The organism is Nocardiopsis metallicus (assembly GCF_014201115.1).
Lineage (GTDB): Bacteria > Actinomycetota > Actinomycetes > Streptosporangiales > Streptosporangiaceae > Nocardiopsis > Nocardiopsis metallicus.
The window spans coordinates 4,452,034-4,477,335 of the sequence record NZ_JACHDO010000001.1; the positions used below are offsets into that span (position 1 = coordinate 4,452,034).

At 71.4% G+C, this 25,302-nt stretch carries 23 protein-coding genes; 11 read left to right on the forward strand and 12 right to left on the reverse strand.

The window, feature by feature from the left end; translation table 11 throughout:
* Positions 1-7: 7 nt before the first annotated feature.
* The 3 genes from HNR07_RS19390 to HNR07_RS19400 all read right to left on the reverse strand — a co-directional run bounded on the left by HNR07_RS19390 (position 8) and on the right by HNR07_RS19400 (position 2,929).
* Positions 8-784: an LOG family protein gene (locus HNR07_RS19390; RefSeq protein ID WP_184366199.1), complete on the reverse strand. Its 777-nt coding sequence runs from the start codon at positions 782-784 to the stop codon at positions 8-10.
* A 111-nt stretch (positions 785-895) separates the two neighbouring features.
* Complete coding sequence (dapE, locus tag HNR07_RS19395) at positions 896-1,960, reverse strand: succinyl-diaminopimelate desuccinylase (RefSeq protein WP_184366200.1); 1,065 nt, start codon at positions 1,958-1,960, stop codon at positions 896-898.
* Between the two features lie 132 nt (positions 1,961-2,092).
* Positions 2,093-2,929 carry a 2,3,4,5-tetrahydropyridine-2,6-dicarboxylate N-succinyltransferase gene (locus HNR07_RS19400; protein WP_184366201.1) on the reverse strand — a complete coding sequence of 279 codons (837 nt, stop codon included), beginning with the start codon at positions 2,927-2,929 and terminating at the stop codon, positions 2,093-2,095.
* A gap of 210 nt (positions 2,930-3,139) precedes the next feature.
* On the opposite strand from HNR07_RS19400, the gene HNR07_RS19405 reads away from it, so the two are divergent.
* Positions 3,140-4,027 carry a hypothetical protein gene (locus HNR07_RS19405; RefSeq protein WP_184366202.1) on the forward strand — a complete coding sequence of 296 codons (888 nt, stop codon included), beginning with the start codon at positions 3,140-3,142 and terminating at the stop codon, positions 4,025-4,027.
* An 83-nt stretch (positions 4,028-4,110) separates the two neighbouring features.
* Here HNR07_RS19405 and dapC read toward each other — a convergent pair whose 3' ends face one another.
* Together dapC and fdxA are read right to left on the reverse strand one after the other, a co-directional pair.
* Positions 4,111-5,220 carry a succinyldiaminopimelate transaminase gene (gene dapC, locus HNR07_RS19410; protein ID WP_184366203.1) on the reverse strand — a complete coding sequence of 370 codons (1,110 nt, stop codon included), beginning with the start codon at positions 5,218-5,220 and terminating at the stop codon, positions 4,111-4,113.
* Between the two features lie 200 nt (positions 5,221-5,420).
* Entirely contained in the window at positions 5,421-5,741 is a 321-nt protein-coding gene (gene fdxA / locus HNR07_RS19415) for a ferredoxin (protein ID WP_014908468.1), read from the reverse strand.
* Positions 5,742-5,924: 183 nt separating this feature from the next.
* On the opposite strand from fdxA, the gene HNR07_RS19420 reads away from it, so the two are divergent.
* The 3 genes from HNR07_RS19420 to HNR07_RS19430 all read left to right on the forward strand — a co-directional run bounded on the left by HNR07_RS19420 (position 5,925) and on the right by HNR07_RS19430 (position 8,962).
* Entirely contained in the window at positions 5,925-6,182 is a 258-nt protein-coding gene (locus tag HNR07_RS19420) for a putative acetyltransferase (RefSeq protein WP_184366204.1), read from the forward strand.
* A 315-nt stretch (positions 6,183-6,497) separates the two neighbouring features.
* Entirely contained in the window at positions 6,498-7,859 is a 1,362-nt protein-coding gene (locus HNR07_RS19425) for a hypothetical protein (RefSeq protein WP_184366205.1), read from the forward strand.
* 71 nt (positions 7,860-7,930) lie between these two features.
* Entirely contained in the window at positions 7,931-8,962 is a 1,032-nt protein-coding gene (locus tag HNR07_RS19430; protein ID WP_184366206.1) for a site-2 protease family protein, read from the forward strand.
* Between the two features lie 13 nt (positions 8,963-8,975).
* On the opposite strand, the gene HNR07_RS19435 is transcribed toward HNR07_RS19430, so the two are convergent.
* Both HNR07_RS19435 and mshB read right to left on the reverse strand, forming a co-directional pair.
* On the reverse strand, positions 8,976-9,449 hold the full coding sequence (locus tag HNR07_RS19435) for a hypothetical protein (RefSeq protein ID WP_312893895.1): 474 nt from the start codon (positions 9,447-9,449) through the stop codon (positions 8,976-8,978).
* A 51-nt stretch (positions 9,450-9,500) separates the two neighbouring features.
* A complete protein-coding gene (gene mshB, locus HNR07_RS19440; protein ID WP_184366207.1) occupies positions 9,501-10,367 on the reverse strand; it encodes an N-acetyl-1-D-myo-inositol-2-amino-2-deoxy-alpha-D-glucopyranoside deacetylase in 867 nt (288 codons plus the stop codon).
* 162 nt (positions 10,368-10,529) lie between these two features.
* Here mshB and HNR07_RS19445 point away from each other — a divergent pair, with 162 nt between their 5' ends.
* Positions 10,530-12,737, forward strand: a complete 2,208-nt coding sequence (locus HNR07_RS19445) for a S9 family peptidase (protein ID WP_184366208.1) — start codon at positions 10,530-10,532, stop codon at positions 12,735-12,737.
* Positions 12,738-12,826: 89 nt separating this feature from the next.
* On the opposite strand, the gene HNR07_RS19450 is transcribed toward HNR07_RS19445, so the two are convergent.
* From HNR07_RS19450 to HNR07_RS19470, 5 genes are all read right to left on the reverse strand, one after another.
* Positions 12,827-14,992: a serine/threonine-protein kinase gene (locus HNR07_RS19450; RefSeq protein WP_184366209.1), complete on the reverse strand. Its 2,166-nt coding sequence runs from the start codon at positions 14,990-14,992 to the stop codon at positions 12,827-12,829.
* Positions 14,993-15,486: 494 nt separating this feature from the next.
* Positions 15,487-17,379, reverse strand: coding sequence for a serine/threonine-protein kinase (locus HNR07_RS19455; protein ID WP_184366210.1), 1,893 nt, complete (start codon positions 17,377-17,379; stop codon positions 15,487-15,489).
* 89 nt (positions 17,380-17,468) lie between these two features.
* Positions 17,469-19,271 (reverse strand): serine/threonine-protein kinase, encoded by a 1,803-nt coding sequence (locus tag HNR07_RS19460; RefSeq protein ID WP_246420393.1) that lies wholly within the window; start codon positions 19,269-19,271, stop codon positions 17,469-17,471.
* A 41-nt stretch (positions 19,272-19,312) separates the two neighbouring features.
* Positions 19,313-21,103 (reverse strand): protein kinase family protein, encoded by a 1,791-nt coding sequence (locus HNR07_RS19465; RefSeq protein WP_184366211.1) that lies wholly within the window; start codon positions 21,101-21,103, stop codon positions 19,313-19,315.
* Between the two features lie 38 nt (positions 21,104-21,141).
* Positions 21,142-21,459, reverse strand: coding sequence for a hypothetical protein (locus HNR07_RS19470; protein ID WP_376769931.1), 318 nt, complete (start codon positions 21,457-21,459; stop codon positions 21,142-21,144).
* 166 nt (positions 21,460-21,625) lie between these two features.
* Here HNR07_RS19470 and HNR07_RS19475 point away from each other — a divergent pair, with 166 nt between their 5' ends.
* From HNR07_RS19475 to HNR07_RS19500, 6 genes are all read left to right on the forward strand, one after another.
* Positions 21,626-22,003 carry a DUF3054 domain-containing protein gene (locus tag HNR07_RS19475; protein WP_184366212.1) on the forward strand — a complete coding sequence of 126 codons (378 nt, stop codon included), beginning with the start codon at positions 21,626-21,628 and terminating at the stop codon, positions 22,001-22,003.
* 50 nt (positions 22,004-22,053) lie between these two features.
* Positions 22,054-22,452 (forward strand): hypothetical protein, encoded by a 399-nt coding sequence (locus HNR07_RS19480; protein ID WP_184366213.1) that lies wholly within the window; start codon positions 22,054-22,056, stop codon positions 22,450-22,452.
* 43 nt (positions 22,453-22,495) lie between these two features.
* Positions 22,496-23,230, forward strand: coding sequence for a TrmH family RNA methyltransferase (locus HNR07_RS19485; RefSeq protein WP_184366214.1), 735 nt, complete (start codon positions 22,496-22,498; stop codon positions 23,228-23,230).
* A gap of 52 nt (positions 23,231-23,282) precedes the next feature.
* Positions 23,283-23,918, forward strand: a complete 636-nt coding sequence (locus tag HNR07_RS19490) for a GNAT family N-acetyltransferase (protein ID WP_184366215.1) — start codon at positions 23,283-23,285, stop codon at positions 23,916-23,918.
* Between the two features lie 88 nt (positions 23,919-24,006).
* A complete protein-coding gene (locus tag HNR07_RS19495; protein ID WP_184366216.1) occupies positions 24,007-24,642 on the forward strand; it encodes a GNAT family N-acetyltransferase in 636 nt (211 codons plus the stop codon).
* Between the two features lie 46 nt (positions 24,643-24,688).
* Entirely contained in the window at positions 24,689-25,264 is a 576-nt protein-coding gene (locus tag HNR07_RS19500; protein ID WP_184366217.1) for an AAA family ATPase, read from the forward strand.
* Positions 25,265-25,302 lie beyond the last annotated feature (38 nt).

A 25,302-nucleotide genomic window follows, 5' to 3' on the forward strand; every position in this document is an offset into this window, starting at 1 on the left:
CGCCGAGCTAGCTGGAGGGGCCGGGCTCGGAGCGCTCGAACTTGTTCTCGATGTGCAGGTGCGCCTGCTGGACGATGCGCACGGCCTCGTCCGGGTCGTCGGTGACGTGGAGCAGCTCCATGTCCGTGTCCGCGATCAGCCCGTGCTTGAGCAGGCTCGACTCCACCCACTGGCGCAGACCGCCCCAGAACTCGGTGCCGATCAGCACCACCGGGAAGCGGGTGATCTTCTTGGTCTGGACCAGGGTGATCGCCTCGAACAGCTCGTCGAGCGTGCCGAACCCGCCGGGCAGCACCACGAAGGCCTGCGAGTACTTCACGAACATCGTCTTGCGGACGAAGAAGTACCGGAAGGTCATCCCCATGTCGATGTAGGGGTTGAGCGACTGCTCGAACGGCAGCTCGATGCCGAGCCCGACGGACAGCCCGCCCGCCTGCTGGGCACCCTTGTTCGCCGCCTCCATCATCCCGGGCCCGCCGCCGGTGATGGTGGCGTACCCGGCGGCGGCGAGCTTGGCGCCGACCTCGACGCCCAGTTCGTAGTACTCGGTCCCGGGCCTGATCCGCGCCGACCCGAAGACGCTCACCGCGGAGGGGAGCTCGGACAGCAGCCCGAAGCCCTCCACGAACTCCGACTGGATGCGCAGCACCCGCCAGGGGTCGGTGTGCACCCAGTCGGAGGGCCCCCGCCGGTCGAGGAGCCGCTGGTCGGTCGTGGTGTCGGGGATCGCGCGGCCACGGTAGGTGAGCGGGCCGGCGCGACGCACGTCTTCTTCTTCCGTCATGCCCGTAAAGCTATCCACCCGCGGCGATCTCACACCCCAACGACGCGTGACGCGCTGGTGACCGGTAGCGGTCAGGCCAGGTCAGCGCAGCTCAGAGCAGGTCAGAGCTGATCAGCGCAGGCCGGTGAGCCAGGCGGCCATGCGCTCCTCGGCCTCGCGGATCTGCGGGATCCTCGCGTACTCGTCCCGCGTGTGGGCGAGCATCGGGTCGCCGGGGCCGTAGTTGACCGCGGGCACGCCCAGTTCGGAGAAGCGCGAGACGTCGGTCCAGCCCAGCTTGGCGCGGGCCCGGCCCTCGCCGACGGCGGTGACGAACGCCGCCGCGGACGGGTCGTCCAGACCGGGGCGGGCCGGGGCGGAGGAGTCGGTGACCTCGACCTCGAAGCCCTCGAACACCTCGCGCAGGTGGGCCTCGGCGTCAGCCGGGGTCAGGTCCGGGGCGTAGCGGTAGTTCACCCGCACCACGCACTCGTCCGGGATGACGTTCCCGGCCACGCCGCCCTCGACGAACACCGCGTTCAGGCCCTCGTGGAAGGTCAGGCCCTCCACCTCGGGCCGACGGGGCGTGTAGGCGCGCAGGACGTCCAGGATCGCGCCCGCCTTGTGGATGGCGTTCTCGCCCTTCCACGAGCGCGCGCTGTGGGCGCGCTTGCCGTACGCCTTCACGTCCACGCGCATCGTGCCCTGGCAGCCGCCCTCGATCACCCCGTCCGTGGGCTCCATCAGGATCGCGAAGTCCCCGGCCAGCCACTCCGGGTGGTTGCGGCTCAGGCGCAGGAGGCCGTTGCGGACGGCGTCGACCTCCTCGTTGTCGTAGAAGACGTAGGTGACGTCGTGGACCGGCTCGGTGACCAGCGCGGCCAGCTTGAGCTGGACGGCCACGCCCGCCTTCATGTCGGAGGTGCCGCAGCCGTAGAGACGGTCGCCGTCCACGTGCGAGGGGACGTTCTCGACGATCGGCACGGTGTCGAGGTGCCCGGCGATCACCACGCGGCGGTCACGGCCCAGTTCCGTGCGGGCCACGACGGCGTCGCCGTCGCGCGTGAGGGTCAGGTGTGGCAGTGCCGACAGGGCACTCTCGACCGCGTCGGCGAGGGCCTTCTCGTCACCGCTCTCGGAACGGGTGTCCACGAGGGCGGCGGTCAGATCCGCCACGTCCGAGGTCAGGTCCAGCATGGTGTCGCCCCGTTTCGGTGAGGTGTGTGGGTGGCTGTGCGTGCGCGCACGCAACACCTCGCCACCCTAGAACAGGCGAAGGGGGCGCCCTCCCCCGCTGGGAGGACGCCCCGCTCGTTGTCCTGTGATCCCCTAGGCGTTGACGCCGTGCTCGCGCAGGAGGTCGTTCAGGGCGAGCTTGTCGTGCTCCTGCCCCTCCTCCAGACGCTTGAGCACCAGCAGCACCGGCATACCGAAGTCGCCACCGGGGAAGCTCTTGGTCCGGTTGGCGGTGACGCACACCGACCATGCCGGGGCCTCGCCGCGGGGCAGTTCCTCACCGGTCTCGGCGTCGAAGACGCGCGTGGAAGAGGTGAGGATGGTGCCCGCACCGAGCTTGGCGCCCTTGCGGACGCGGGCGCCCTCGACGACCATACTGCGCGAGCCGAGGAAGGCCTCGTCCTCGATGATCACCGGGGAGGCCTGCGGGGGCTCCAGGACGCCGCCGACGCCCACGCCACCGGACAGGTGGACGTTCTCGCCGACCTGCGCACAGGAACCGACGGTGGCCCAGGTGTCGACCATGGTGCCGGAACCGACGTAGGCGCCGATGTTGGTGAAGGACGGCATGAGCACGACGCCCGGGGCCAGGAAGGAACCCCAGCGGGCGATGGCGCCCGCGACGACGCGGACACCGTCGAAGCGGGTCTTCAGCGGCATGCGGTCGTGGTGGTAGAAGTCGCCGACCTGCGACTCCTTCATGTCCAGGACCTTGAAGCCGAGGAGGATGGAGCGCTTGGCGCGCTCGTCGACCACCACGTCGTCCGTGGCGGGGTCGACGAAGGCCACGCGGGCCTTGCCCTCGTCGATCTGGTCGATGGCGCCGGTGATGATCTCACGCGCCTCGGTGTGGCCGGGGGTCAGTTCGGAGCGCTGCTCCCAGAGTTCGTCGATCTGGTCGGGCAGCGGACTGGTGTACGAGCTGGTCATGTGAACCCACGTTAGCCGCTCCGCGAGGGTGGATGGTCGACGCCCCGCCCTCACGGTTCCCATGAGGGTTCGTAGTGCCGACTACAATTTCGCCGAGGCTCGTCCGGGACCGCCTCCGACAGGAGCCCGGCACGCCACTCGCACCGACCCGGTCCTCCCCTCGGGCCCGGACACGGTGCGGTCCACCTGTCATCGACCCTTGGTGCGCCCGTGCCCAGTAGACGCCGGAAGTTCTCCGCGTTCGCCAAGATCCTCCTCATCCTCACCTTCGTCTGCGGCCTGTTCGTCGCCGGGGGCTACTACGTGCTGACCACGTTCGAGCCCCTGGACACCCGTGAACGCCCCGACCCCGGCTGCCGTCTGGGGCTGACCGACGGGCGCTACGAGATGGAGATCGCCCAGGCCGTGAACGCGGGCACCGTGGGCGGGGTGGCCTTCAGCCGCGACCTGCCCGAGCACGCGGTGACCGTGGCGTACGCCACGGTGTGGCAGGAGTCCACCTTCTACAACGTGGACTACGGCGACCGGGACTCCCTGGGCCTGTTCCAGCAGCGCCCCTCACAGGAATGGGGCGAACCGGACGAGATCCTGGACCCGGTCTTCGCCAGCAGGGCGTTCTACGACAGGCTCGTCGAGGTCGACAACTGGGAGGAGCGGCCGGTCTACGAGGCCGCCCAGGCGGTCCAGCGCAGTGCCGAGGGGTTCGCCTACGACCAGCACGAGGGCCTGTCCGCCCGGATGGCCGAAGTCTTCACCGGACGTAGCGGGCCCGCGGTGACCTGCTGGTTCGAGGAGGAGGTCCTGGACTCGATGCGGGCCGGGGACGCCGACGTCGCGGGCGCCCAGGAGGAGATGGCACGGGTGTTCGGCACCGACCCGGCAGAGCTTCCGGTGGACCCGGACCAGGCCGACCGGACCGGCGACCTGGGGTGGGCGATGGCTCTGTGGGCCGTGGTGCACGCCGAGGAGTACGGGATCACGTCGGTGACCTACGAGGACCAGCGCTGGGAGGCCTCCGAGGGCATGGACCGGGACGAGGCCTGGGCCGAACTGGAGGACGAGGGCGACCACACCGGCGGCCGCGTGGTGCTGAGGTAGAGCCGGAACCGGGCCCTGCGCGGCCCCGGAACGGGTGCGGCCGGGTCCGGTCCTGCTCGGACCCGGCCGCCCATGCCCCTGGGTTACTCGGACAGGCGCTTGACGGCGGTCTCCACGCGCTCGTCGGTGGCGGTGAAGGCCACGCGCACGTGGCGGTCGCCCGCCGTTCCGTAGAACGTGCCCGGGGCGACCAACATGCCACGCTCGGCCAGAGCGCCCACGGCGCCCCAGGAGTCGTGGTCGGGGTGGCTGGCCCACAGGTACAGGCCCGCCTCAGAGTGCTCGATGTTCCAACCCGCCTGTTCGAAGGCGGCGCGCAGTTTGGCGCGGCGGGCCCGGTAGCGCTCCTTCTGCTCGGCGGCGTGCGCGTCGTCGTCCAGGGCGGCCTTCATGGCTGCCTGCACCGGGGCGGGCACGATCATGCCCGCGTGCTTGCGCACCGCGAGGAGTTCGCAGACCAGGTCGGGGTCGCCCGCGACGAAGGCGGCGCGGTACCCGGCGAGATTCGAGCGCTTGGACAGCGAGTGCACGGCCAGCAGGTTCTCGTGGGAGTCACCGCACACGTCCGGGTGCAGGATCGACACGGGCTCCGCGCCGTCCCAGCCGAGGTCGAGGTAGCACTCGTCGGAGGCGACGATCGCGCCCCGCTCGCGCGCCCAGGCCACGACCTTGCGCAGGTGGTCCACGCCCAGCACACGGCCGGTCGGATTGCCGGGCGAGTTCACCCACACCAGCTTGACGTCGGCCGGACCGAGCGAGGCGAGGCCGTCGGAGGGCACCGGGGCGGCCCCGGCGATACGCGCGCCGACGTCGTAGGTCGGGTAGGCCAGTTCGGGGTGGACCACGGTGTCGCCCGCGCCCAGGCCGAGCAGGGTCGGCAGCCAGGCCACCAGCTCCTTGGAGCCGACGGTGGGCAGTACCGCGCCGTCGGTGAGGCGCACGCCGTGGCGGCGCTCCAGCCAGCCCTGGATGGACGCGCGCAGCTCGGGCGTGCCCCAGGTGAGCGGGTAGCCGGGCGAGTTCGCGGCGTCCGCGAGGGCCTTGCGGAGATTGTCGGATACCGGGTCGACGGGGGTGCCCACGGACAGGTCGACGATGCCGTCGGGGTGGGCCGAGGCCGTCTTCTTGTACGGCGTCAGACGGTCCCACGGGAAGGTCGGGAGCCGATCGGTCACCGGTCGACGTTCACCCATCGGTGCGCACTCCATTCTGAATCACTGCTTGGCCGTCCTGATTACTGCCTGCTCGGGCAGGGCGCTGCCGGGAACGTGCGAGGGCCCCACACAACAGAGTCGCGCCGACCCCCGGCCGGGGGTCGGCGCGACACGTCACGCTTGTTCGGCCTCACACCCACGCAACCTCTGCGCCAAGGGGATGCGGTGGCGGACCGCCGCTACTCGGCCTGCGGGGGCAGCTTGGCGACGATCGGGTGGTCGCGGTCGATCTTGCCGACCTTGGAAGCGCCACCGGGAGAGCCGAGGTCGTCGAAGAAGTCGACGTTCGCCTTGTAGAACTCGGACCACTGCTCGGGCAGGTCGTCCTCGTAGTAGATGGCCTCCACCGGGCAGACCGGCTCGCACGCGCCGCAGTCCACGCACTCGTCCGGGTGGATGTAGAGCATGCGGTCGCCCTCGTAGATGCAGTCCACGGGGCACTCGTCAATGCACGCCTTGTCCAGCACATCAACACAGGGCTGCGCGATGACGTAGGTCACGTCGTACTCCTTGTCTCACCCCCGCTTACCCGCAGGGGAGGCGGGGACCTTCAGAGATCTCCGGAACCCGTTCCGACGTGCGGGCGTCGGCTCCGGTCCGGGCTCTGCAAGCAATTGGCACAGATGTCGTACTCCTAGTATGGCGTTGGAGAACACCCATCGCACACTCGGGGGCCGGATTTCATGCAGTTGCGGGGACGACTGGTCCACAGGATCGCGCCGGATGACCTGGGCGAGCGGGTATCCGTGCGAATCACCCACCCCGGGGGCGGGTTCACCGATATCGTCGGAGTCGTGGAGTCCTGGGCCGAAGGCGTGCTCACACTGCGCAGGAGGGACGACTCGACGGTGGAGGTCCGTGAGGCCGACATCGTCGCGAGCAGGGTCGTTCCCCCGGTTCCCCCGCGGCGGCGCGGCGGGCGCCCCCCACAGGCGCCCTGAGGAGGCACGAGGGAAGCACAAGAAGGAAGCACGGGGCACACGGGCAGGGTGTGCGCACATGCGTCCGCCCTCCGAACAGCCAAGACGGGCCGACAGCGGCCCACCTGACGAACACGACCCGCCCAGCGGGTCGCGAAGGGGTGCCCATGAGCACCCGCAAGCTGGCATTCTTCGGCCTTTCCGGGGTAGGAGAGGCTCAGCCCCGGCGCGGTGGTCCCCCAACCGTGACCTCGGGCGGACAACGAAGCACCGGGCCCGGCCGTCCCACCCCTCGGACGGACCGGGCACGAGGTACGCGGGGAGGTGACGCCCATCATGAGGGAGGCGGTCGCGTCCGCACTCGCCGAGCTGGCCCGGCGGGACGAGCGGGCTGCCGACATGGCACGGCTGGCTCTGGACACCCTCGCCCCCGACGGTGAGATCCAGCAGCTCAACCAGCACTCCGTGCAGCGTTTCTGCTGGTACGAGCTGCCCATGCGCTTCCAGAACTCCGCCGACGACTCCCTGTTCACGGTGCGTTCCCTGTGCCACCTCTTCCAGCTGCTCAGGCTGTACCGGTACGCCGGGGTCTGTTCGGCGCCCGAGACCGCCACCCTGCTCGCCCTCTACGACTCCGACCACACCGCGGGCCTGGCCATGTACGAGCGGCTCATGTGGGAGTCCGGTGTGGAGCCCCCGGACCTGCCCGAGCTCACCTGGGGCACCGCCGTCGGCGACGTCGAGCTGCACGCCCGCCGGGAGACCGCGGCCGCCCTGGAACTGGCCATCTCCCTCGGCGACATCCGGCCAGGCAAGCGCGGCTGGCGCCCCGCCCAGGAGCGGTTCGCCCGCTCCTTCCTCACCCAGCCCGACCACCGCGGGCTGAGCCACCTGGACCGGGTCCGCGAGGAACGGGTCCGCGCCTGGATGTCCTCGTCTTCGCACCCGCACCGGCAGCGGCTGTGGCCGCTGGTGGGCCAGGTGATCGCCGGGGCGGACGTCCCGCGCGGTTCGGAGGCCGCGATGGCGCCCCTGCAAAGGCTGCTGGACCTGGCCGCGGACGGGATCGCCCTCACCCAGATCGGGTACATCTCCCCCGGTGTGGTCCGGCAGATGTGCGAGGACTTCGGCTGGTCCACGACCCCCGAACCCCCGCGCAGTGAGACCGACGCCACCCAGATCATCGCCCTGCACCAGGTGCTGCGCATCATGCGCGCCGTGCGCCGGTCCGGCCGCAGACTCGAACTCACCCGCCGGGGACAGCAGCTGCGCGAGGATCCCGACGCCCTCTGGCAGGCCGCCACGGAGACCCTGTGCCGGACCGGCGGCATCCAGCAGGCCGCCGCCGAGACCCTGCTCGGCATGCTGCTGGCCCGCTCCCCGCAGGGGCTGGGCTCGCACGCCCGGCGCGGGATCTCCGACGCCGAGGCGGCCGAGCAGGTGCTCACCGAGTCCGGGTGGCGCCCGGTCGAACCGCCGGTGGCCGCCGGTCGGCACGCGGCCGCGCACCGGCGCACCGCCGAGACCTCCTCGGACCAGGTGCGCGCGATGGTGATGGCGGTCGGCTGGCTGCTGGAGGCGCTCGGCCTGGTCACCGGGGACGACAGTGACGGCCGCCGGGAGCTCACCCCCGCCGGTCGGGCCTTCGCGGTGGCCTGCCTGCACAAGTCCGCTGTGGCGCCGCGCGCGGTGGTCTGAGCCCCGCTGCGAAGGGGTGCGCGTCAGGGCCTAACCTGGATCGCGAACCACCCGCGACCAGCAGGAGCACCATGCCCACGCCCGAGCCGCCCCAGCAGGCGGAATCCGACGACGCGACCGTTCCGGACCCCGAGAACGCGGACTCCGGCCAGGAGCGCGCCGCCGACCCGTGGGAGCAGATGCCCGACGACGCCCTGAACGCCGCTGGGGTCGGCGCCGAGACCGAGCACGAGGCCGGCTCCGAGGCCCAGTCGGCCAAGGCCCCGGAAGGCAAGGACGAGGAGGAGAAGGCCGAGGAGGAGCGGGCCGAGAGCTGGGCGGACTTCCTGCCCAGCCCGATCTTCGTGCTGCTGCTGGGCCTGGCCGGGTTCGCGGGCTGGCTGTCCTGGCGCGCCGTGGAGCTGGACTGGGCCGATGAGGGAACGGCGGTCACCCCGCTGATCCCGCCGCTGCTGATCCTGATCGGGTGGATCGTCTCGGTGGCCGTGCACGAGTTCGCGCACGCCCTGACCGCCTACCTCGCCGGTGACCGCTCCCTTCGCGGCAGCGCCTACCTGAGGCTCAACCCCTTCGCCTACCGGGAGGCCTTCGGCGGTCTGGTGCTTCCGGTGGTGTACCTGGGGCTGGGCGGGTTCGGCCTGAACGGACCGCCCACGTACGTGGACTGGGAGCGGATTCCGAGCCGCGGCCGCCGGATCGCGGTGGCACTGGCCGGTCCGCTGGCCAGCCTGCTGCTGGCGGCCGTGCTGGCGGCCACCGTCACCCTGCTGGTGCCGCCCGGCCAGGACAGCGTGAACTGGGCGATCGCCGCGATGGCCTTCCTCGTCTTCGCCAACCTCACCAGCGCGATCGTCAACCTCCTACCGGTACCCGGCCTGGACGGATACCACGTCCTGGCCGCCTTCCGCGGCGCCAAGTGGACCGCGTTCACCAAGGTCAACGGGCTGTTCTGCTCCATCGCGGTGTTCGCGGTGCTGTGGCTGCCGGTAGTTCGGGACCTGTTCGAGAGCGCCGTCTACTCGATGTCCGAGCTGCTCCTGCCCAACGACAACGCCACCGGGATGATGTTCCTCGGCAAGCTGCTGCTCCAGTTCTGGGAGTAGGCGCAAGAACCGGCTAGGCGCCCGAGACCTGCGGCTGGGCCCGGTGTGTGGTGCGCGGCGGCAGCACGACGCTGCGCACCACCCCGGCGGCCAGGGCGACCATGGAGCCGAACAGGAAGACGTAGTTCACCAGCTTGCCGGAGATCACGATGCTGCCGCCGACGGTGTAGCCGATCATCGCCAGGAGGATCGCGACGAAACCGAGTGCGAAGCCCAGGGCTCCGGACTGGCGGCGGCTGCCCCAGCCGGCGAGACGGCACAGCGCGTACAGCGCCACCAGGTAGACCACCACCGCGGCCACTCCCCCGGCCTGCGTGATCGGACCCAGATCCCAGAAGTGGGAGACCCAGCCCATCGAGAACCCGGACATCAGCCCCACGGCCGCTCCCGCGAAGAGCAGGACCGCGAAGGAGAGCACGGTCATCGCCGCGGACGCGAACGGGTTCGGGCTGTTGTGCGGCGCTGCGGCCGTTTCAGGAGTGGTCACGGAAGACGAGGGTAGGCGCTCCCGGAGGGGACGGCGTCACAGCCCCTGGGCTCACAGTCCGGCGAAGAGGTCCGTCTCGTAGCCGTCCTCCCCCGCTTTGGGCGGCGGGCCCATCAGCAGGGTGTAGTACTCGACGGCGTCGATCTCCTGGGCGATGTCGTTGGACAGCGCGAACCGCTCCCCGTCCACGGTGATCTGGGTGGCGTGCGCCCGCATGGCCAGGGCCTTGGCCGCCCAGTGGTCGGTGGCGTCGATCCGGGTGGTGACGATCGCGTCGGGGGTTCCCCGCGCGATGTCGGACACCTCCTCGGGCGGGGTGAAGGGGCCCGCCTCCTCGTTGAGCCGCGCGATGGACTCCTCGATCCGGGAGACCGGCTGGGCGATCGCGTAGAGCTTGCCGACCTGCCACGGCGTGCCGGGCATGGCCCGCTCGTTGGCCTTGGCGCAGGCCCGACGGGTGACGCGGTGGGTCTGGATGTGGTCCGGGTGACCGTAGCCGCCGTGCTCGTCATAGCTGACCAGCACGTGCGGACGGACCTCGCGGATGATCTCGGCCAGGCTCCTGGCCGCCTCCTCCACGTCAGCGCCCCAGAACGCGTCGGGGTGCTCGTTGGTGGGGCCGCCCATCATCCCGGAGTCCCGGTAGTGCCCGGGGCCGCCGAGGAAGCGGTGGTCGTGCACGCCCAGGGCCAGGCAGGCCTTGTCGAGCTCCCCGATCCGATACTCGCCCAGCGTGTCCTCGCGGTCGGAGGTCAGGTGGGCGAGATCGTCCGGGATGACCTCGCCCTCCTCGCCCAGCGTGCAGGTCACCAGGGTGACTCCGGCCCCCTCAGCCGCGTACTTCGCCAGCGTCGCACCGGTGACGATGCTCTCGTCGTCCGGGTGCGCGTGCACCATCATCAGTCGCCTGTCCATCACGCAGCGAACAATACCGTCCGGATGCGCTTTTCCCTGCCCAAACACCCGAATCACCCTGCCGGAACGGCGGAAGGGCGGGCGCGGGCGGGGAGCGTTCGACAGGCGGGCGACCAGCGCGGCACCGGGGAGCGGCAGGTGGGTGGAATGGGACACAATCGGCGTATGAGCTTTCCTCGCCAACAGGCCCGAACCCAGCGCTTCACGATCGGAGTCCCGCGCGCGTTCCAAATCTCCCCGGACGGGGAACGCGTCACCTTCCTGCGCGGACGCAGCGGTACCGACAAGGCGACCTGTCTGTGGTCGTACTCCGCCGACACGGGCACCGCTTCGGTGCTCGCCGACCCCAGGGCCCTCGGCGCCGACGACGAGAACCTGCCCCCGGAGGAACGGGCCCGCCGCGAGCGGATGCGCGAGCACGGCGGCGGCATCGTCTCCTACACCGTGGACGACGCCTTCACCCGCGCGGTGTTCACACTGTCCGGCCGGGTGTTCTACGTGGACCTGATCGGCGACGACACCGCCCCGCGCGAGCTCCCGGTGGCCAGCCCGGCCGTGGACCCGAGGATCGACCCGGCCGGCGACCGGGTGGCCTACGTACACAAGGGTGCGGTCAGGGTGATCGACATCGCCGACGAGGACGACCCGGACCGGGACCGCGTGCTCGTGGAGCCGGACGGCGAGAACGTCACCTGGGGTCTGGCCGACCTGGTCTCCGCCGAGGAGATGCACCGGGTGCGCGGTTTCTGGTGGGCGCCGGACGGCCGTTCGCTGGCGGTCAGCAGGGTGGACGAGTCGGAGGTGAACCGCTGGTTCGTCGGCGACCCGAACCAGCCCGGCCAGGAGCCGCAGCCGCTGCGCTACCCGGCGGCCGGTACCGCCAACCCGGACGTACGGCTGGCCGTACTGTCGGTGCCCTCGGCCACGGAGTACCGGCGGGGCGGCCGAACCGAGCCCACGCCGATCGAGTGGGACCGCGAGGCCCTGCCGTACCTGCCCACCGTGGACTGGACCAGCGGCCCGGACGGCAACCCGGTCCTGGTGTTCACCGCGCAGAGCCGCGACCAGCGCACCCTCACCCTGTTCAGCGCCGACCCCGCGACCGGGCTGGTCTCGCAGACCCGCACCGAGAGCGACGGCGTGTGGGTGGAGATCATGCCGGGCGTGCCCGCCTTCACCGCGTCGGGCGAACTGGTGTGGATCGGCCGCGACGGTGCCGGGGGCGAGCGCCGGGTGTACGTGGGCGAGCGCGCCGTGAGCGGCGCCGACGTGTACGTGCGCGGTGTGGTGGACGTGGACGGCGACCGGGTGCTGTTCTCCGGCTCCCCCGCCGGCCGGGCCGGGGACGTGTCCCTGTGGCTGGCCGACACCCGGCAGGGCACCTGCGCCCCGCTGGAGCTGCCGGACGGGTTCGGTGAGTCGGGCGGTGCCGACGACGGACACGGCGGTGTGCGCGCCGGCCGGCTGCGCGGCGACACCCTGGTGGTGCAGCACCGCTCGCTGGACTTCACCGGCGTGCGGACCCTGGTGGTCCGCAACGCCAGTACCGAGACCCGCCGAACCCACGGTGAGGTGGAGAGCCTCGCCGAGACGCCGGAACTCCCGGACGTGCGCGTGAGGACCTGGCTGGCCGGGGAGCGCAAGATCCCGACCGCCCTGGTCCTGCCGTCCTGGTACCGGGAGGGCGAGGACCCGCTGCCGGTGCTGATGGCCCCGTACGGCGGCCCGCACGCCCAGCGGGTGCTCAACGCGCGCGGCGCCTTCCTGTCCTCCCAGTGGTTCGCGGAGCAGGGCTTCGCGGTTCTGATCGCGGACGGGCGCGGCACCCCGGGTGTGGGCCTGGCCTACGAGCAGGCGGTCCACCACGACCTCGCAGAGCCGGTCCTGGAGGACCAGGTGGCGGCGCTGGAGGACGCGGCGGAGCGGTTCGGCTGCCTGGACCTGACCCGGGTCGGCATCCACGGGTGGTCGTTCGGCGGCTACCTCGCGGCGCTGGCGGTGCTGCGCCGCCCGGACGTGTTCCACGCGGCGGTCGCCGGCGCCCCGGTGATCGACTGGTCGCTGTACGACACGCACTACACCGAGCGCTACCTGGGAACCCCGCAGGAGCAGGCGCAGGTGTACGCCAGCTCGTCGCTGATGGCGGACGCCGACAAGCTGGAACGACCGCTGATGCTGATCCACGGCCTGATCGACGACAACGTGGTCTTCGCGCACACCCAGCGGATGTCCGAGGCCCTGCTGGCCGCGGGCCGCCCGCACACGGTGCTGCCGCTGGCGGGCGTGACCCACAGCCCGTCGGACCCGGTCACGGCGGAGAACCTGCTGCTGTTGCAGGTGGACTTCCTCAAGGAGAACCTCAGGGGCGCGTAGCCGTAGGTGACGCAACACGGGTCCCGGCGCCGGAGAAGGCACCGGGACCCGCGCGAACGGGTCAAGGACGGTGGGAACCAGCAGGTGGATCAGGGCTGGATCTCGGACTCCTCGGGGACGTAGACCTCCACGGGTTCGTTGAACCGGAAGAAATCGATGTGGTGGTAGAAGGTCAGAAGCTCACCGAACTCAGCGGTGCGCCCCTCCTCGTCCGGAGCCGTCAACGCCAATCGCACCGGCTCCCCCTGATCGGAGATCCAGAGTTCGAAGTCCGTCGCCTGCACGGTTCCGGTCCAGCCCATCTCGTGGGTGAGGGTTCCGGTGTAGTGGTGTCCACCCCGCTCTTGCGGGTCGACGTCGCCCACGAGTTCCCCGGGGTAATACGATTCCTCTCCCGCTTCGAGGACCGTGCTCTGCCCCTCGTAGGTAACCTCGGCGTCCCCGGACAGGAGCTCCTCCATGAGGCGGAGCAGTGTTTCCCACTCCGCTCGGGCGCTCTCAGCGGGTTCGGCGTCGGGCCCGGGGCGGTGGTACGTGAACTCGTGGTCGCTGAACGTCGGCCCCTGAACAGTGTTGATGCGCACGGTCTCATCCAGGTTCGGCCCCAGAGCGAGTGTGCCTCCCGCGGTGGGGCCGACGAACCAGTGCCGGGACAGGGCCGGTTGCGGATCCTCCGTGTACCGGTACTGGGTTGACGGGTCGTGACCGACGTCGTTGGTGAAGAAGATTTCGTAGGTGGTGAAGCTGGAGGCCTCCAGCGCGATGTCGATGGCCTCTGTCACCACGGCTTCGATGTCCTCCGGGTCTCTGTCGACCGCGAGGCGGTCGTCCTCCTCGGGTTCCTCGGCGGCCACCGTCTGCTCGACCGGGGCGTCGTCCCGGAGGTACCAGGCTCCAGTCGCTGCGGCCCCGCCGACCAGTGTCAACGCGCCCAGAACGGCCACGGCCCCCTTGACCCCGGTCAGGGCACCGAGCACCCCACCGCTACCCGCAGCCCCGGCACCAGCACCAGCACCAGCACCAGCGGCCATGCTGGTCACTCCGCCGGTCGCACTCACGGCGCCACCGGCGGTACCGGCAGTGGCCATCCCCGAAGCAGCCCCTGCACCAGCTGCCCCGGCACCCGCCGCTCCGGAACCCGCGACACCTGACCCCAGCGTGCCCGCGCCGACCACACCCAGGCCCACCGCCGAAGCGGTACCCAGCGCGGCAGCCCAACGGGCCGGATCGTGCCCGGCGGAATCCACACCGCGCCAGTAATCGGCCAGCATCCCGCGCAGCACCCGCTGCGTACGGGTGCGGTCGGGGACCGCCCCGGCGTGGAGTTCGGTCTCCACCGTGACAGGCGGCAGCAGTTCGGTCAGAAGGTCGACAGCGGAGGGCCGGTCAGGAGCGGACACCGACAGCGCCCGCTCCACCAGGGACAGCAGGTCCTCGGGGACGCCCTCGACGTCGTGGTCACCGGATTGGACGCGTGCGGCCAGCTCGACCGGGCTCCCCGCACCGAAGGGCGCCCGGCCAGTGGCGGCCAGGGTCACCAGGCCGCCCCAGGCGAACACGTCCGCCGCCGGATCAGCGGCCGCACCCGCATAACGCTCAGGCGCCGACCAACCCGGAGTGCCATAAGAAGCCGAGGCGTCCTGCTCCGGGTCGGTGCCGATCTCGACCGCGATCCCGAAGTCCACGATCTTGGGCCCGTCCGGAGCCAGGATGACGTTGCCCGGCTTGATGTCGCGGTGCGCGATCCCCGCCGAGTGCAAGGTAGCCAGTCCCTCGGCCATACCCAGCGCGAACGTGCGCAGCATGTCCCCGGACAGCGGCCCGAACTCCCGCACATGCCGGTTCAGATCCCGGCCGGGCACATAATCGAAGGCCAACCACGGCACCGGCGCCGACGGATCCGCACCGTGGAGGCGGGCCGTACTGATCCCATCAGCCCGGCGCAGCATCTGCACCTCGCGCGCGAACGCCTCCCGATGGCCGGGCCGGTCCGCGTACTTCGCGTGCACGGTCTTGAGCGCGATACAGGTGCCACCGGGGTCCAAGGCCGCGTACACCACGCCCATGCCACCGGCCCCGATCCGGCCCACCAGCCGGAAGATGCCGATCTGGTGGGGATCACTCTCGGTCAGCGGGGCAAGCCCGGGCGGCAGACCGGGACCGGATGGCGAGCCCGGTGTGTGGCCCGGCTCCCCTGCGAGGTCAGGGTGCGGCGGGGGGACGGGCCCCTCGGCCGGAGTGGGGGACGTGCTCATCATTGCCTTTCCCGATGGTGGGGATGCTGGGGGCGATGGAGGGCTGGGTCGATACGGAGTTCCATGTGTTCGCCCGGTGTGAGCCCTCCGTCACCGCAGAAGTTCTCCCCGGCATCGGAGAACCGCGACGGCCCCGAGACCGGTAAACAGGGGGCGCAGGTCAGGATGGAATTCACCCGGGAGGAATCTCGGCTTCGTCGGGGACCCCGATCTCCACGGGCCGGTCGAAAACGACCACGCCGACCTCCCAGCCCTCGCGGTCCTTCCGGTATCCCCTCCTGGGCCGGTGAGTCGGAGAGGACACGACAGACGAACCGTTCGTGCACGCGCTGCCCGAAGGGCGGCTTCCCGGTCGCGGCGTAGGCGACCGTCTCGGCTCAGGCGAACAGATCCGAGGCGGGGCTCGTACGCCGCCCCGGTACCGCCCGGGCCCCGGCGTCCGCCCCCGAGGAGGCCGGGACCGGCGACCGCGGGCCGGACGGCCCAGGGCCCGGCTAGTTGACGCCGGGCCACTCGGGCAGGATCTCCGACTCCTCCGGGATGTAGATGTCCCTGGGCTCGTTGAAGGTGTAGTCGCGGGTCACCGTGAAGGTGGTCCCCGGGTCGTCCTCAGGGTGCTCCAGGTAAACATAGGATCCGGCCCCGCCCATGCGCAGCGGGTACCCCTCGTCGTCCAGCCACAGGTCGAAGGAGACGGCCACGGCCGCCATGTCCTCGTTCTGTGCCTCTTCGACGTAGGTTCCGCTGTAGAGGTGCCCTTCGGTCGCCTCGAACGTCAGACCGTAGCTGGGGGTGTCCCAGAACTCCGACTCGTAGGGGACCCGGCTACGCCCCTGGTAGGCCACCTCGGACTCGGATCCCGGCTCCAGGATCCACTCCAGGTCCCGAGTGAGGCCCTCTCTCAGGTCGTTGTCGCTCTCGCTCCCGGGCTCGTCCGCGAAGTACTGGATGACAGGGGCGGTACCGGGTGCCGGGTGGTCGATCCAGCCGTTGATCCTCTCCTCCAGCTCCTCCCCCTGGCGCAGGGTGACCGAGGTCCCGAAGGGACCATAACTCTTGTTCTGGATGACCCGGACCGGATCCTCGGTGTACTCGACGGTGTAGACCACCGGATCGCCGCCCTCCCGATCGACCACGTTCTCGTGCCGGTACACGTAGTCCGACGCGGCCAGCATCAGTTCGATGGTCTCGGCGACCACGGCCTCGGCGTCCTCGGGGTTGGTCTGGACCAGCGGGCCGCTGGGCTCGTCGGTCTCCTCCGCCGCCTCGTTCCCTCCTTCGTCCTCGGCGGAACCGGCCACCCAGGGGATCCGGTCCGAGTAGACCAGGCCACCGGCAAGCGCGACCACCAGCACAGCCGCCGCGACCGACAGCCACAGACCCCGGCGTGACCGGCGCACCCGGCGCACACCCGGGTCGGCCACCGCCGTCCACTCGGTGGCCAACAGCTCGGGCACGATCCGGGTGGAGTCCGTGCTCCGCCCCTGCTCCGCCACCAGGGTGGGTGACAGCCCCCCGCCCGGCATGATTCGGGTCGCCGACCAACCACGGGTCAGCTCCGCCAGGGCCTCATCCGCCCGAGGACGTTCCCGCGGGTCCTTGGCGAGCGCGCGGCGCACCAGCCCCAGCAGATGCTCCGGGACACCTTCCAGGTCCGGCTCCTCATGCCTGCTGCGGTGGATGATCCCGTCCACGGCCCCACCACCGAAAGGATCCCGGCCAGTCGCCGCCACCACGACCAGACCACCCCAGGCGAACATGTCGGTGTAGCCAGTGGCGTCGACACCCTCATACCGCTCGGGCGCCACCCACCCCGGGGTGCCGTGCAGACCACCGGTGGCGGTGAGCACGGTCCCGTCCGCGGCACGGGCGATCCCGAAGTCCAACACCTTGGGCCCGTCCGGGGCCAGGATCACGTTCCCCGGTTTGAGATCGCGATGCACCACACCGGCACCGTGGATCGCGGTCAGCGCCTCGGCCAGACCGACCGCGAGCGCGGTGAGCATGCCACCGGACAGCGGCCCGTGCTTCTTGACGTACTGACGAAGGGTCAGACCAGGCACGTACTCAGTGGCCATCCACGGGGTGGCGGCGGTGACGTCAGCGCCCAGGAAGGCCGGAGCACAGGTGGCCCGAACCCGCGAGACCAGGCCGACCTCACGGGCGAACCGGGCCCGAAAATCCGGATCGGCGGCGAACTGGGAATGGACCACCTTGACCGCCGCGGCCTGCCCGGCATCGGTGAGCCCTGCGTAGACCGCACCCATGCCACCGGCACCGATCCGCCCGACCACCCGGTACTCACCAAGGCGCTCGGGATCACCACTCCCGGGCGGGTCCACACCAGGAGGCAAATGCTCGCGATCAAAGGGGGTGTTGCTGGTCATCGTGGTTTCCTGTTCAGGAGGGGGAAGGGATCGGGCCGGGGGAAGGCCAGGGGCCGGGTTCAGGTGTCAGGGGTGCCGGGGTTCGGGGGTTACTCGGGACGGGTGCCCTCACCGTCCCAAAGCTGGCGCAGGTTGGGTTCGTAGACACAGTGGTTCAGCGGGGAGCCGTCGGTGAGGGTCGCGTCGACGGGGGTGGCCTCGACCGGGTCGGGCGTGAAGAAGTCCTCGCCCAACGCCCAACCCCGCCAGTGGTAACAGATCCCGCCCGGGTAACCGACCTCCGGATCCGGGGTGGAGACCGCCTCGGCGGGGGTGTAGAAGACGGCCATGTCGTGGTCACCCGCCGAACCGCGGCCGATCTCAGCCCCGCCCACGAAGGTCAGTTCGAACTCCGCCGTGGGTTCCTCCGGGGAGAGCGTGGCGAGGCTTCCGCCGCTGTTCGCGACGGTGGCCTGCATGTACTCCGCACCGGGCTCGATGAACCGGACCCGCGCGAACTCGTGGCTGTACACCTGGAGCGAGCCGAAGTCCGGCAGGTACTCGGCGGTGACGTTGACGATGAGGGTCTGGGACTGGAGCCAGGAGTGCTCCCCCATGTCGAACCGCACCTGATCCAGGGTCTGCCCTGCCTCGCCGTCCTCCAGGGAGCGGACGAGGACGTCACCGGCGTCCGTGTCGGGAACCACGGTCACGGCTCCGTTCTCGTAGAGGTCCCGGTACTCCTCGGGGACGTCGTCGGCAGGCACTCCGTCGGCTGTGGTCACGGTGGTGTCCGTCCCGCCGTCGGAGAGGTCACCCGGAGGCCCACCGCCGATCCGCCCGTCAGCCACCGCCCAGACCCCGCCCGCGGCGACCAGGGCGAGCACGCACCCGGCCGCGCCGACGGCCAGGCGTCCACGGTAGCGCCGGGCCCAGGAACGGCGGGGCGGGGCGTACAGCCGCCAGGGATCGTCCGCCGGGGCGGGAGACGGCGCGCCGGTCCCGGGCCCGGCTGCTGTCCCGGACCCGTGCGCGGCCAGGGCCGGGTCGTTCAGGAGCCCGGCGGCGTCGGGGCGGTGCGCGGGGTCCTTGGCCAGGGACCGCCCCACCGTCTCGCGCAGCCCGGCGGGGAGCGCCTCCAGGGACGGCTGGGCCGACAGCACACGCGAGACCACCACATCAGAGGCGGCCGTACCGAAGGGACCGGCCCCGGTTGCCGCGTAGGCGACCAGACCGCCCCAGGCGAAAACGTCCGAGCGGTCGGTGGCCTGCGCGCCGCGGTACTGCTCGGGCGAGATCCACCCGGGCGTGCCGACCAGGCCGCCGGTACGGGTCAGCGCGGTCTCCTCCACCGCGCGGGCGATCCCGAAGTCCAACACCTTCGGCCCCTCAGGGGACAGGATCACGTTGCCCGGCTTCAGGTCACGGTGCACCACACCGGCGGCGTGGATCGCCGCGAGCGCCTCGGCCACCCCTGCGGCGAAGAGGGCCAGCGCCGGGCCGCGGAGGGGCCCGTACCGGCGCACGTGCTCGTCGAGGGTGAGGCCGGGCACGTACTCGGTGGCCAACCAGGGCGGGTCAGCCCTGGTATCAGCGCTGAGGAAGGCCGGGAGCGCACGCGCGCGCACCCGGCGGACCATCTTCACCTCACGGGCGAACCGGTCCCGAAACTCCCGGTCGGCGGTGTGGGAGCGGTGCACGCACTTGACCGCCGCCCGCCGACCGCGTCCGTCCAGCGCCGCGTACACCACACCCATGCCACCGGAGCCAAGGCGCCCGAGCAGGCGGAACGATCCGAGGTGGCGAGGGTCGTCGGCGGCCAGGGGAAGCACGCCGGGAGGAGACTGGGGTTCGGAGACCGGGAGGTGGGATGCGGGGCGCCCGGAAGCCGGGGGTTCGGTGGAAGGGTTCATTCGGGGGAAGGTCTCTCAGTCAGGAAGGGGCCAGAGACGGGTCAGGGCCGCTCGGGGTGGATTTCGGACTCGTCGGGGATCCCGACGTCCACGGGCTGGTCGAACTGGAAGTAGTCCATCCGGTGGGCGACGCGAAGGGCTTCGCCGCCGTCGGTGATGTCCCCGGGGACAGCCTCCAAGGAGAGCCGTACCGGGTGGCCCTCCGCGGAGATCCAAAGCTCGAACTCCGCCTCCACGGGTTCGGAAAACAGGTGTACCGGAAAAACGTGCGCCAACGTCCCGGTGTAGTGGTGCCCACCGCGTTCGAGGGGGTCCTCCTCACCCATCAGTTCCCGGGGGATGTACTCGTCGTCGAACGTGCCCTGGCCCTCGTAGGAGACCCGCGCGTCCTCGGCCAGGACCACCTCCATGGTGAGGAGCATCTCCTCCCATTCCTTCCGGGGTTCCCTCAGCCGGTCGCTGCCGGGGCCCGGGTCCAGGAAGTACTCCTTGACGGTCCCGGTGTACGTCTCCGTCGGCCTGTCGGTGAAGTACACGAACTCGTTCAGTTCCGGCCCCAGGGCGAGCACACCCTGCCCGTGGGGCCCGAGATACATGGTCCGGCTCATGGCCGGTCGCGGGTCCTCGCTGTACAGGTAACGGGTCGGCATCAAGTCGCCGGGACTGTTGGAGGCGAATTGCTCGTAGGCGGTGAAGCTGGAGGCTCCCAGGGCAAGGTCGATCGCCTCGGTGACCACCGCGTCGATGTCCTCCGGGTCCTCGGCGACGGTCGGGCCGGAGGGTTCTTCCGCCACGTCCTCCTGCACGCTGTCCCCGGCCGCCGCGGTGTCAGCCGGGTCGTCGTCGGCTCCGGGGCGGACCAGTGCCCAGCCGCCGAGCAGGGCTACGGCCAGCACGGCCGCGGTTGCGGCGAGCACCGCGGGTCTGCGGACGCGGCGCACCCGCCGGGGTTCGGGGGCGGTGATCCCGGTCCACTCGGCGGACAGGAGCGCGGGCAGCGCCTCGGCCGGGTCCTCCCCCTCGCCCGCCGTGAGCTCCCGGAGGAGTTCGAGCGCGGTGGGCCGCTCCCCCGGTTCGGCGGCCAGGGCACGCCGGACCAGCGGTGCCAGGTGCGCGGGGACGGCACCGAGTTCGGGGGCGGTCGCGGTGTCCCCGGAGGGCTCCCAGCCGGTGGCGGCGAAGCGCACCAGAGCACCCCAGGCGTGCACGTCGGCGTAGCCGGTGATCCCGGTGGCGGCGGCGCCTTCGGCAGAGCCCTGTTCGGGCGCGGCCCAGCGCGGGGCGGAGACCGGTTTCCCGGTGACCCGGGCGATCCCGAAGTCCACCACCTTCGGTCCCCCCGGGGCCAGGATCACCGCTGCCGGGTCCAGGGCCAGGTGCGTGGCCCCGGCGGCGTGCCCGGCGGCCAGGGACTCGGCCAGCCCCGCGGCCAGAGCGGTGAGCGTACCGCCGGTCAGCGGACCGTGCTCGCCGACGTGCGCGGCCAGGGTCCGGCCGGGCACGTAGGCGGTGGCCAGCCAGGGCGCGGCCGCCCGGACGTCCGCGCCCCGGTAGGCGGCGGTGCACAGCGCCCGGACCCGGACGAGGCGACCGACCTCCGCGGCCATCCGGGAACGCACGTCCGGGGCGTCGGCTAGCGCCTCGGGTATCAGACGGACCGCGGCGCTGGCCCCGTCACCGTCCACCCCGAGCAGCACGGTGCCCGCGGCGTCCCGGCTGATCCGGCCGACGATCCGGTAGGCGCCCAGCCGGTCTGGGTCGCCCTTGGCCGGGGGCGCGACCCCCGGCGGCAGGAAGTCACGGTCGAAGCGGGCACTGGTCTCGGCGGACATGGCGGGCTTCCTGTTCTCGGGTCGTGCGGGGGTGGGGTTCACGCGCCAGGGGTGGGGCGGTCGGGGAGGATCTCCGATTCGTCGGGGATATGGATCTCCCTCTCCTCGAAGGCGTGGTCCCGGGTCGTCGTGACGGTCACCTCGCGGGCGAACCGGGCCCGGAACTCGCGGTCCGCGGCGTGGGACCGGTGCACGCACTTGACCGCTACCCGGCGGTGCCGGTCGTCCAGTCCCGCGTACACCACGCCCATACCACCCGCGCCCAGCCGCCCCACCAGGCGGAACGGACCGAGGTGACGCGGGTCGGACGGGTCGAGTGCCAGGACGCCAGCCGGGGGATCAGGGGATGTGGGCATGGAGGGGGTTCCGGGTTCGGGGGCGGGGGACGAAGCGGATCGGGGGTGACCCAGGGACTCAGATGCCCCGATTCCGCGGGCGGTTCGCGCCGTCACCCTCCGTTTGTGCCCCGCCGTCGGGCGGACCCACACGGACCAGCACGAAAGCCGGGTCTAGCCTGGGGATATGCGTTCGTACACCCCGGTGCTGGCCTTGGCGGCCGACCTGCTCTGCGTACTCGTGTTCGTCGTGGTGGGCAAGGCCGACCACGCGACCGGTCTGGCCCCGGCCGCCGTGGCCGCGACCGCGTGGCCGTTCGTGGCTGCTCTGGCCCTCGGCTGGGTCGTCACCCTGGCCTGGCGCTCCCCTGGCCGGATCTGGCCGACCGGGGTCCTGGTGTGGGCGGTGACGATCGTGGGAGCGATGCCGTTGCGCCTGCTCAGCGGGGAGGGCGCGCCGCTCTCCTTCGTGCTGGTGACCTCACTGTTCCTCGCCGCGACCATGCTCGGCTGGCGGGCCGTGGCCCTGCCGCTCTCCCGGCGGAAGCGACAGAAAGTGTCCTGAGGGGGAAGACTGGGTGCGTAAGCACGCCCTGAGCTCCCGAGGAGACCCCCGTGGCCGATCCCGTCACCACCGCCATCGTCGCCGCCCTCGCCACCGCCTCCGCCACCAAGCTCGGCGAGGGCCTCGGGGACGGTGTGGTCTCGACCTTCAGGTCCCTGTACAAGGCGGTCACCCGACACTTCCGCTCGGACCCCGAGGCCCAGGAGGCGCTGGACGACCTCCGGCTGGACGAGCACGACGCCGAGGCCATGGACGTCGTCTCCATGCACCTGGACCGGGCCGCGCACGAGGACCCGGAGATCGGCCGGCTCCTGGAGGAGCTCCGTTCCGGGGTGAACGAGATCAACCAGGAGGGCGGCAGCACCGTCGTCAACCAGATCAACGGCAACGTGAGCGACTCGGCCAAGGTCGTCCAGGGCCGCGACTTCCACGGGGGCATCCACCTGTAGCCGGCGGATCGGGCGGCGGCGGGCGGTTCGTAAGCTGGAAGTGATGAACGAGCAGCGCGCCCCTGAGGCCATCCTTCCCGAGGCCGCCCTTTCCGAGACCGCCCCGGTCCCCGTCGAACCCTCCTCAGGGGAGGACGGGACGCGGGAGGTCGGGGTGGGCCCGTGGTCGGGGCCCTGGCCCGAGGGCGACCACTACGACCCCGAACTGCTGGCCAACGGCGACCGCCGCAACGTCGTCGACCAGTACCGGTACTGGCGGCGCGAGGCGATCGTCGCCGACCTCGACACGGTCCGGCACGAGTTCCACGTGGCGGTGGAGAACTGGTCGCACGATTTCAACATCGGATCCGTCGTGCGCACCGCCAACGCCTTCGGCTGCGCGGCCGTGCACATCGTGGGTAAGCGCCGGTGGAACCGTCGGGGCGCCATGGTGACCGACCGGTACCAGCACGTTTTCCACCATCCGGACACGGAGTCGCTGGTGGCGTGGGCCGCCGAGCGCGACCTCGTGCTGGTCGGGGTGGACAACCTGCCCGGGGCGGTCCCGTTGGAGACCCATCCGCTGCCCCGCAACGCCGTGCTGGTGTTCGGGCAGGAGGGCCCCGGACTGTCCGAGGAGGTGCGCCGGGTGTGCACGGCGGTGCTGTCCATCGCCCAGTTCGGGTCGACCCGGTCGATCAACGCGGGCGCGGCCGCCGCCGTGGCCATGCACGCCTGGGTACGGGCGCACGTGTTCGACCAACCGGTACCCGACGGGGCTACCGCCCCGCAGCCGTGATTGTCTTGTGATCTACGATGGACCAGACGCCCCCTACCAGGAAGTAGCCAGGATGAGCCCGATCGTCACCTCCGTCGCCCGTACCACCACCGTCGAGGACGTCCCCGATGTGGCCCGGGTCCTCAGCCGTGCGCTCCACGACGATCCGCTCTTCCGGTGGCTCTTCCCCGACGACGAGCTCCGCATGGCCAAGGTCCGGAGGTTCTTCGCCCTGGCTGTCGGGTTCGGCTACACGCCCTCGGGTGACGTGCGGGTCGCCGAGCTCGCCGAGAGCACCGAATCCGCCCCGGTCACCCGCGCCGCCGCGCTGTGGGCCCCGCCGAACAGCAACCCCGAGGGCCCGCTGGTGTCGCTGCGCACCTGGCCGCACTGGGGCGCGCTGATCGGCCGCGCCCGCCTGGCCGCGTTCGTCCGGATCTTCGCCGAGTGGAAGATGGCCAGCCCGCAGGAGCAGCACCTGTACCTGGCCGCACTGGGCGTGGACCCGAGCGTGGCGGGCACCGGGGTGGCCGGCGGGCTGCTCACCGCCGGTCTGGACGAGGCCGACTCGCAGGGGCTTCCGGTGTTCACCCAGACCCTCAACGACAAGAGCGTCGGCTTCTACGAGCGCTTCGGGTTCCGCTGCGTGCACGAGGTCCCGCACGAGGGCATCGGAACCAGCTACTTCCTGCTGCGCCCGGCTTCCTGAACCCTGCTTTCCCCAAGGACCCCACCCGTGACTTTCCCGTGATCTAGCATGGGCGGTGACGACCCCGGGGAAGAGGGAGACTGCACAGATGACCCCCACGGCCACCACCATCAAGTCGGTCCGTACCGCCGCCATGGACGACGTCCCGGGGGTGGCCCGGGTCCTCGGCAGGGCCTTCTGCGAGGACCCGCTGTTCCGGTGGCTGTTTCCGGAACCGAGTCTGCGCATGGCCCGGTCGGTCCGGATGAGCGCCCTGATGGCAGGGTTCGGATACGTGCCGAGGGGACACACCAGCGTGTTCGAGGCCGAGGAGGCCGGCCGCCGGGTGGTGCGCGGTGCGGCTCTGTGGGCCCCTCCGGCAGGAGACGGTGAAGGCCTTGCCTTCACGCTGCGGGCGCTGCCGCACCTGGCCTCGCTCGTGGGCGTGAACCGGCTTCCCGAGGTCCTCAGGTACTTCGCGGAACTGAAGGCGTCGGCTCCGGAGGAGCCGCACTGGTACCTGGCCGTGCTCGGCACCGACCCCGCGGCCCGCGGCGCCGGCGTGGGTTCCCGCCTGCTCCGCGAGGGCCTGGCCCAGGCGGACGCCGACGGCGTACCGGTCTACCTGGAGACCATGAACCCGGCCAACATCGGCTACTACGAGAAGTACGACTTCCGGGTGATGCGGGCGATCAACGACCCGGGCCTCCCCTCCACCTACTGCATGCTCCGCCCCGCCGTGTGACCGTTGGGGAACGTCCCCGTCGGTACCCCCTGGAAGGCTGAGGGCCATGCTGATCGTGATGGCCGGGCTGCCCGGCTCGGGCAAGAGCACCGTCGCCGAGGAGCTCGGTCGGCGGCTCCCCGCACCCGTACTGTCGGTCGACCCCGTCGAGGCCGCCCTGTGGAGCGCGGGTGTGGACCGCGCACAGCCGACCGGACTGGCCGCCTACGTCGTGGTGGAGGCGATGGCCGCCGGCATCCTGGCCCTGAGCCAGACCGTGATCGTCGACGCCGTCAACGACGCCGAGGAGGCCCGCGCCCAGTGGAGCGGGCTGGCCGAGCGCCAGGGCGTCCCCCTGGCCTGGATCGAGGTGGTCTGCTCCGACCCCGACCTGCACCGCCGCAGGCTGCAGAGCAGACGGCGCGACCTGCCCGGCTTCCCCGAACCCGGCTGGGACTCGCTGGCCGCGCGCCGGGCGGGTCTGGGTTCGTGGCGCGAGGAGCGCCTGGTCCTGGACTCGGCGGAGGCCCTGGAGCCCAACGTGGAGAAGGCCCTGGCCCACCTGCGCACGGTCCGGGTCCGGGCGATCGCACAGCGGATCACGGACGAGGACTCCGAACTCCCGCGTCGCCTCGCCGAATAAGGCGAGCGGGCCGCACCCCGAAGGGATACGGCCCGCTC

Excerpts from the sequence above, each read along its gene's own strand:
- HNR07_RS19390 (WP_184366199.1), bottom strand. The coding sequence starts at position 784 with ATGACGGAAGAAGAAGACGTGCGTCGCGCCGGCCCGCTCACCTACCGT.
- dapE (WP_184366200.1), bottom strand. The coding sequence starts at position 1,960 with ATGCTGGACCTGACCTCGGACGTGGCGGATCTGACCGCCGCCCTCGTG.
- HNR07_RS19400 (WP_184366201.1), bottom strand. The coding sequence starts at position 2,929 with ATGACCAGCTCGTACACCAGTCCGCTGCCCGACCAGATCGACGAACTC.
- dapC (WP_184366203.1), bottom strand. The coding sequence starts at position 5,220 with ATGGGTGAACGTCGACCGGTGACCGATCGGCTCCCGACCTTCCCGTGG.
- HNR07_RS19420 (WP_184366204.1), top strand. The coding sequence starts at position 5,925 with ATGCAGTTGCGGGGACGACTGGTCCACAGGATCGCGCCGGATGACCTG.
- HNR07_RS19425 (WP_184366205.1), top strand. The coding sequence starts at position 6,498 with ATGAGGGAGGCGGTCGCGTCCGCACTCGCCGAGCTGGCCCGGCGGGAC.
- HNR07_RS19430 (WP_184366206.1), top strand. The coding sequence starts at position 7,931 with ATGCCCACGCCCGAGCCGCCCCAGCAGGCGGAATCCGACGACGCGACC.
- HNR07_RS19445 (WP_184366208.1), top strand. The coding sequence starts at position 10,530 with ATGAGCTTTCCTCGCCAACAGGCCCGAACCCAGCGCTTCACGATCGGA.
- HNR07_RS19450 (WP_184366209.1), bottom strand. The coding sequence starts at position 14,992 with ATGAGCACGTCCCCCACTCCGGCCGAGGGGCCCGTCCCCCCGCCGCAC.
- HNR07_RS19455 (WP_184366210.1), bottom strand. The coding sequence starts at position 17,379 with ATGACCAGCAACACCCCCTTTGATCGCGAGCATTTGCCTCCTGGTGTG.
- HNR07_RS19460 (WP_246420393.1), bottom strand. The coding sequence starts at position 19,271 with ATGAACCCTTCCACCGAACCCCCGGCTTCCGGGCGCCCCGCATCCCAC.
- HNR07_RS19465 (WP_184366211.1), bottom strand. The coding sequence starts at position 21,103 with ATGTCCGCCGAGACCAGTGCCCGCTTCGACCGTGACTTCCTGCCGCCG.
- HNR07_RS19470 (WP_376769931.1), bottom strand. The coding sequence starts at position 21,459 with ATGCCCACATCCCCTGATCCCCCGGCTGGCGTCCTGGCACTCGACCCG.
- HNR07_RS19475 (WP_184366212.1), top strand. The coding sequence starts at position 21,626 with ATGCGTTCGTACACCCCGGTGCTGGCCTTGGCGGCCGACCTGCTCTGC.
- HNR07_RS19485 (WP_184366214.1), top strand. The coding sequence starts at position 22,496 with ATGAACGAGCAGCGCGCCCCTGAGGCCATCCTTCCCGAGGCCGCCCTT.
- HNR07_RS19490 (WP_184366215.1), top strand. The coding sequence starts at position 23,283 with ATGAGCCCGATCGTCACCTCCGTCGCCCGTACCACCACCGTCGAGGAC.
- HNR07_RS19495 (WP_184366216.1), top strand. The coding sequence starts at position 24,007 with ATGACCCCCACGGCCACCACCATCAAGTCGGTCCGTACCGCCGCCATG.
- HNR07_RS19500 (WP_184366217.1), top strand. The coding sequence starts at position 24,689 with ATGCTGATCGTGATGGCCGGGCTGCCCGGCTCGGGCAAGAGCACCGTC.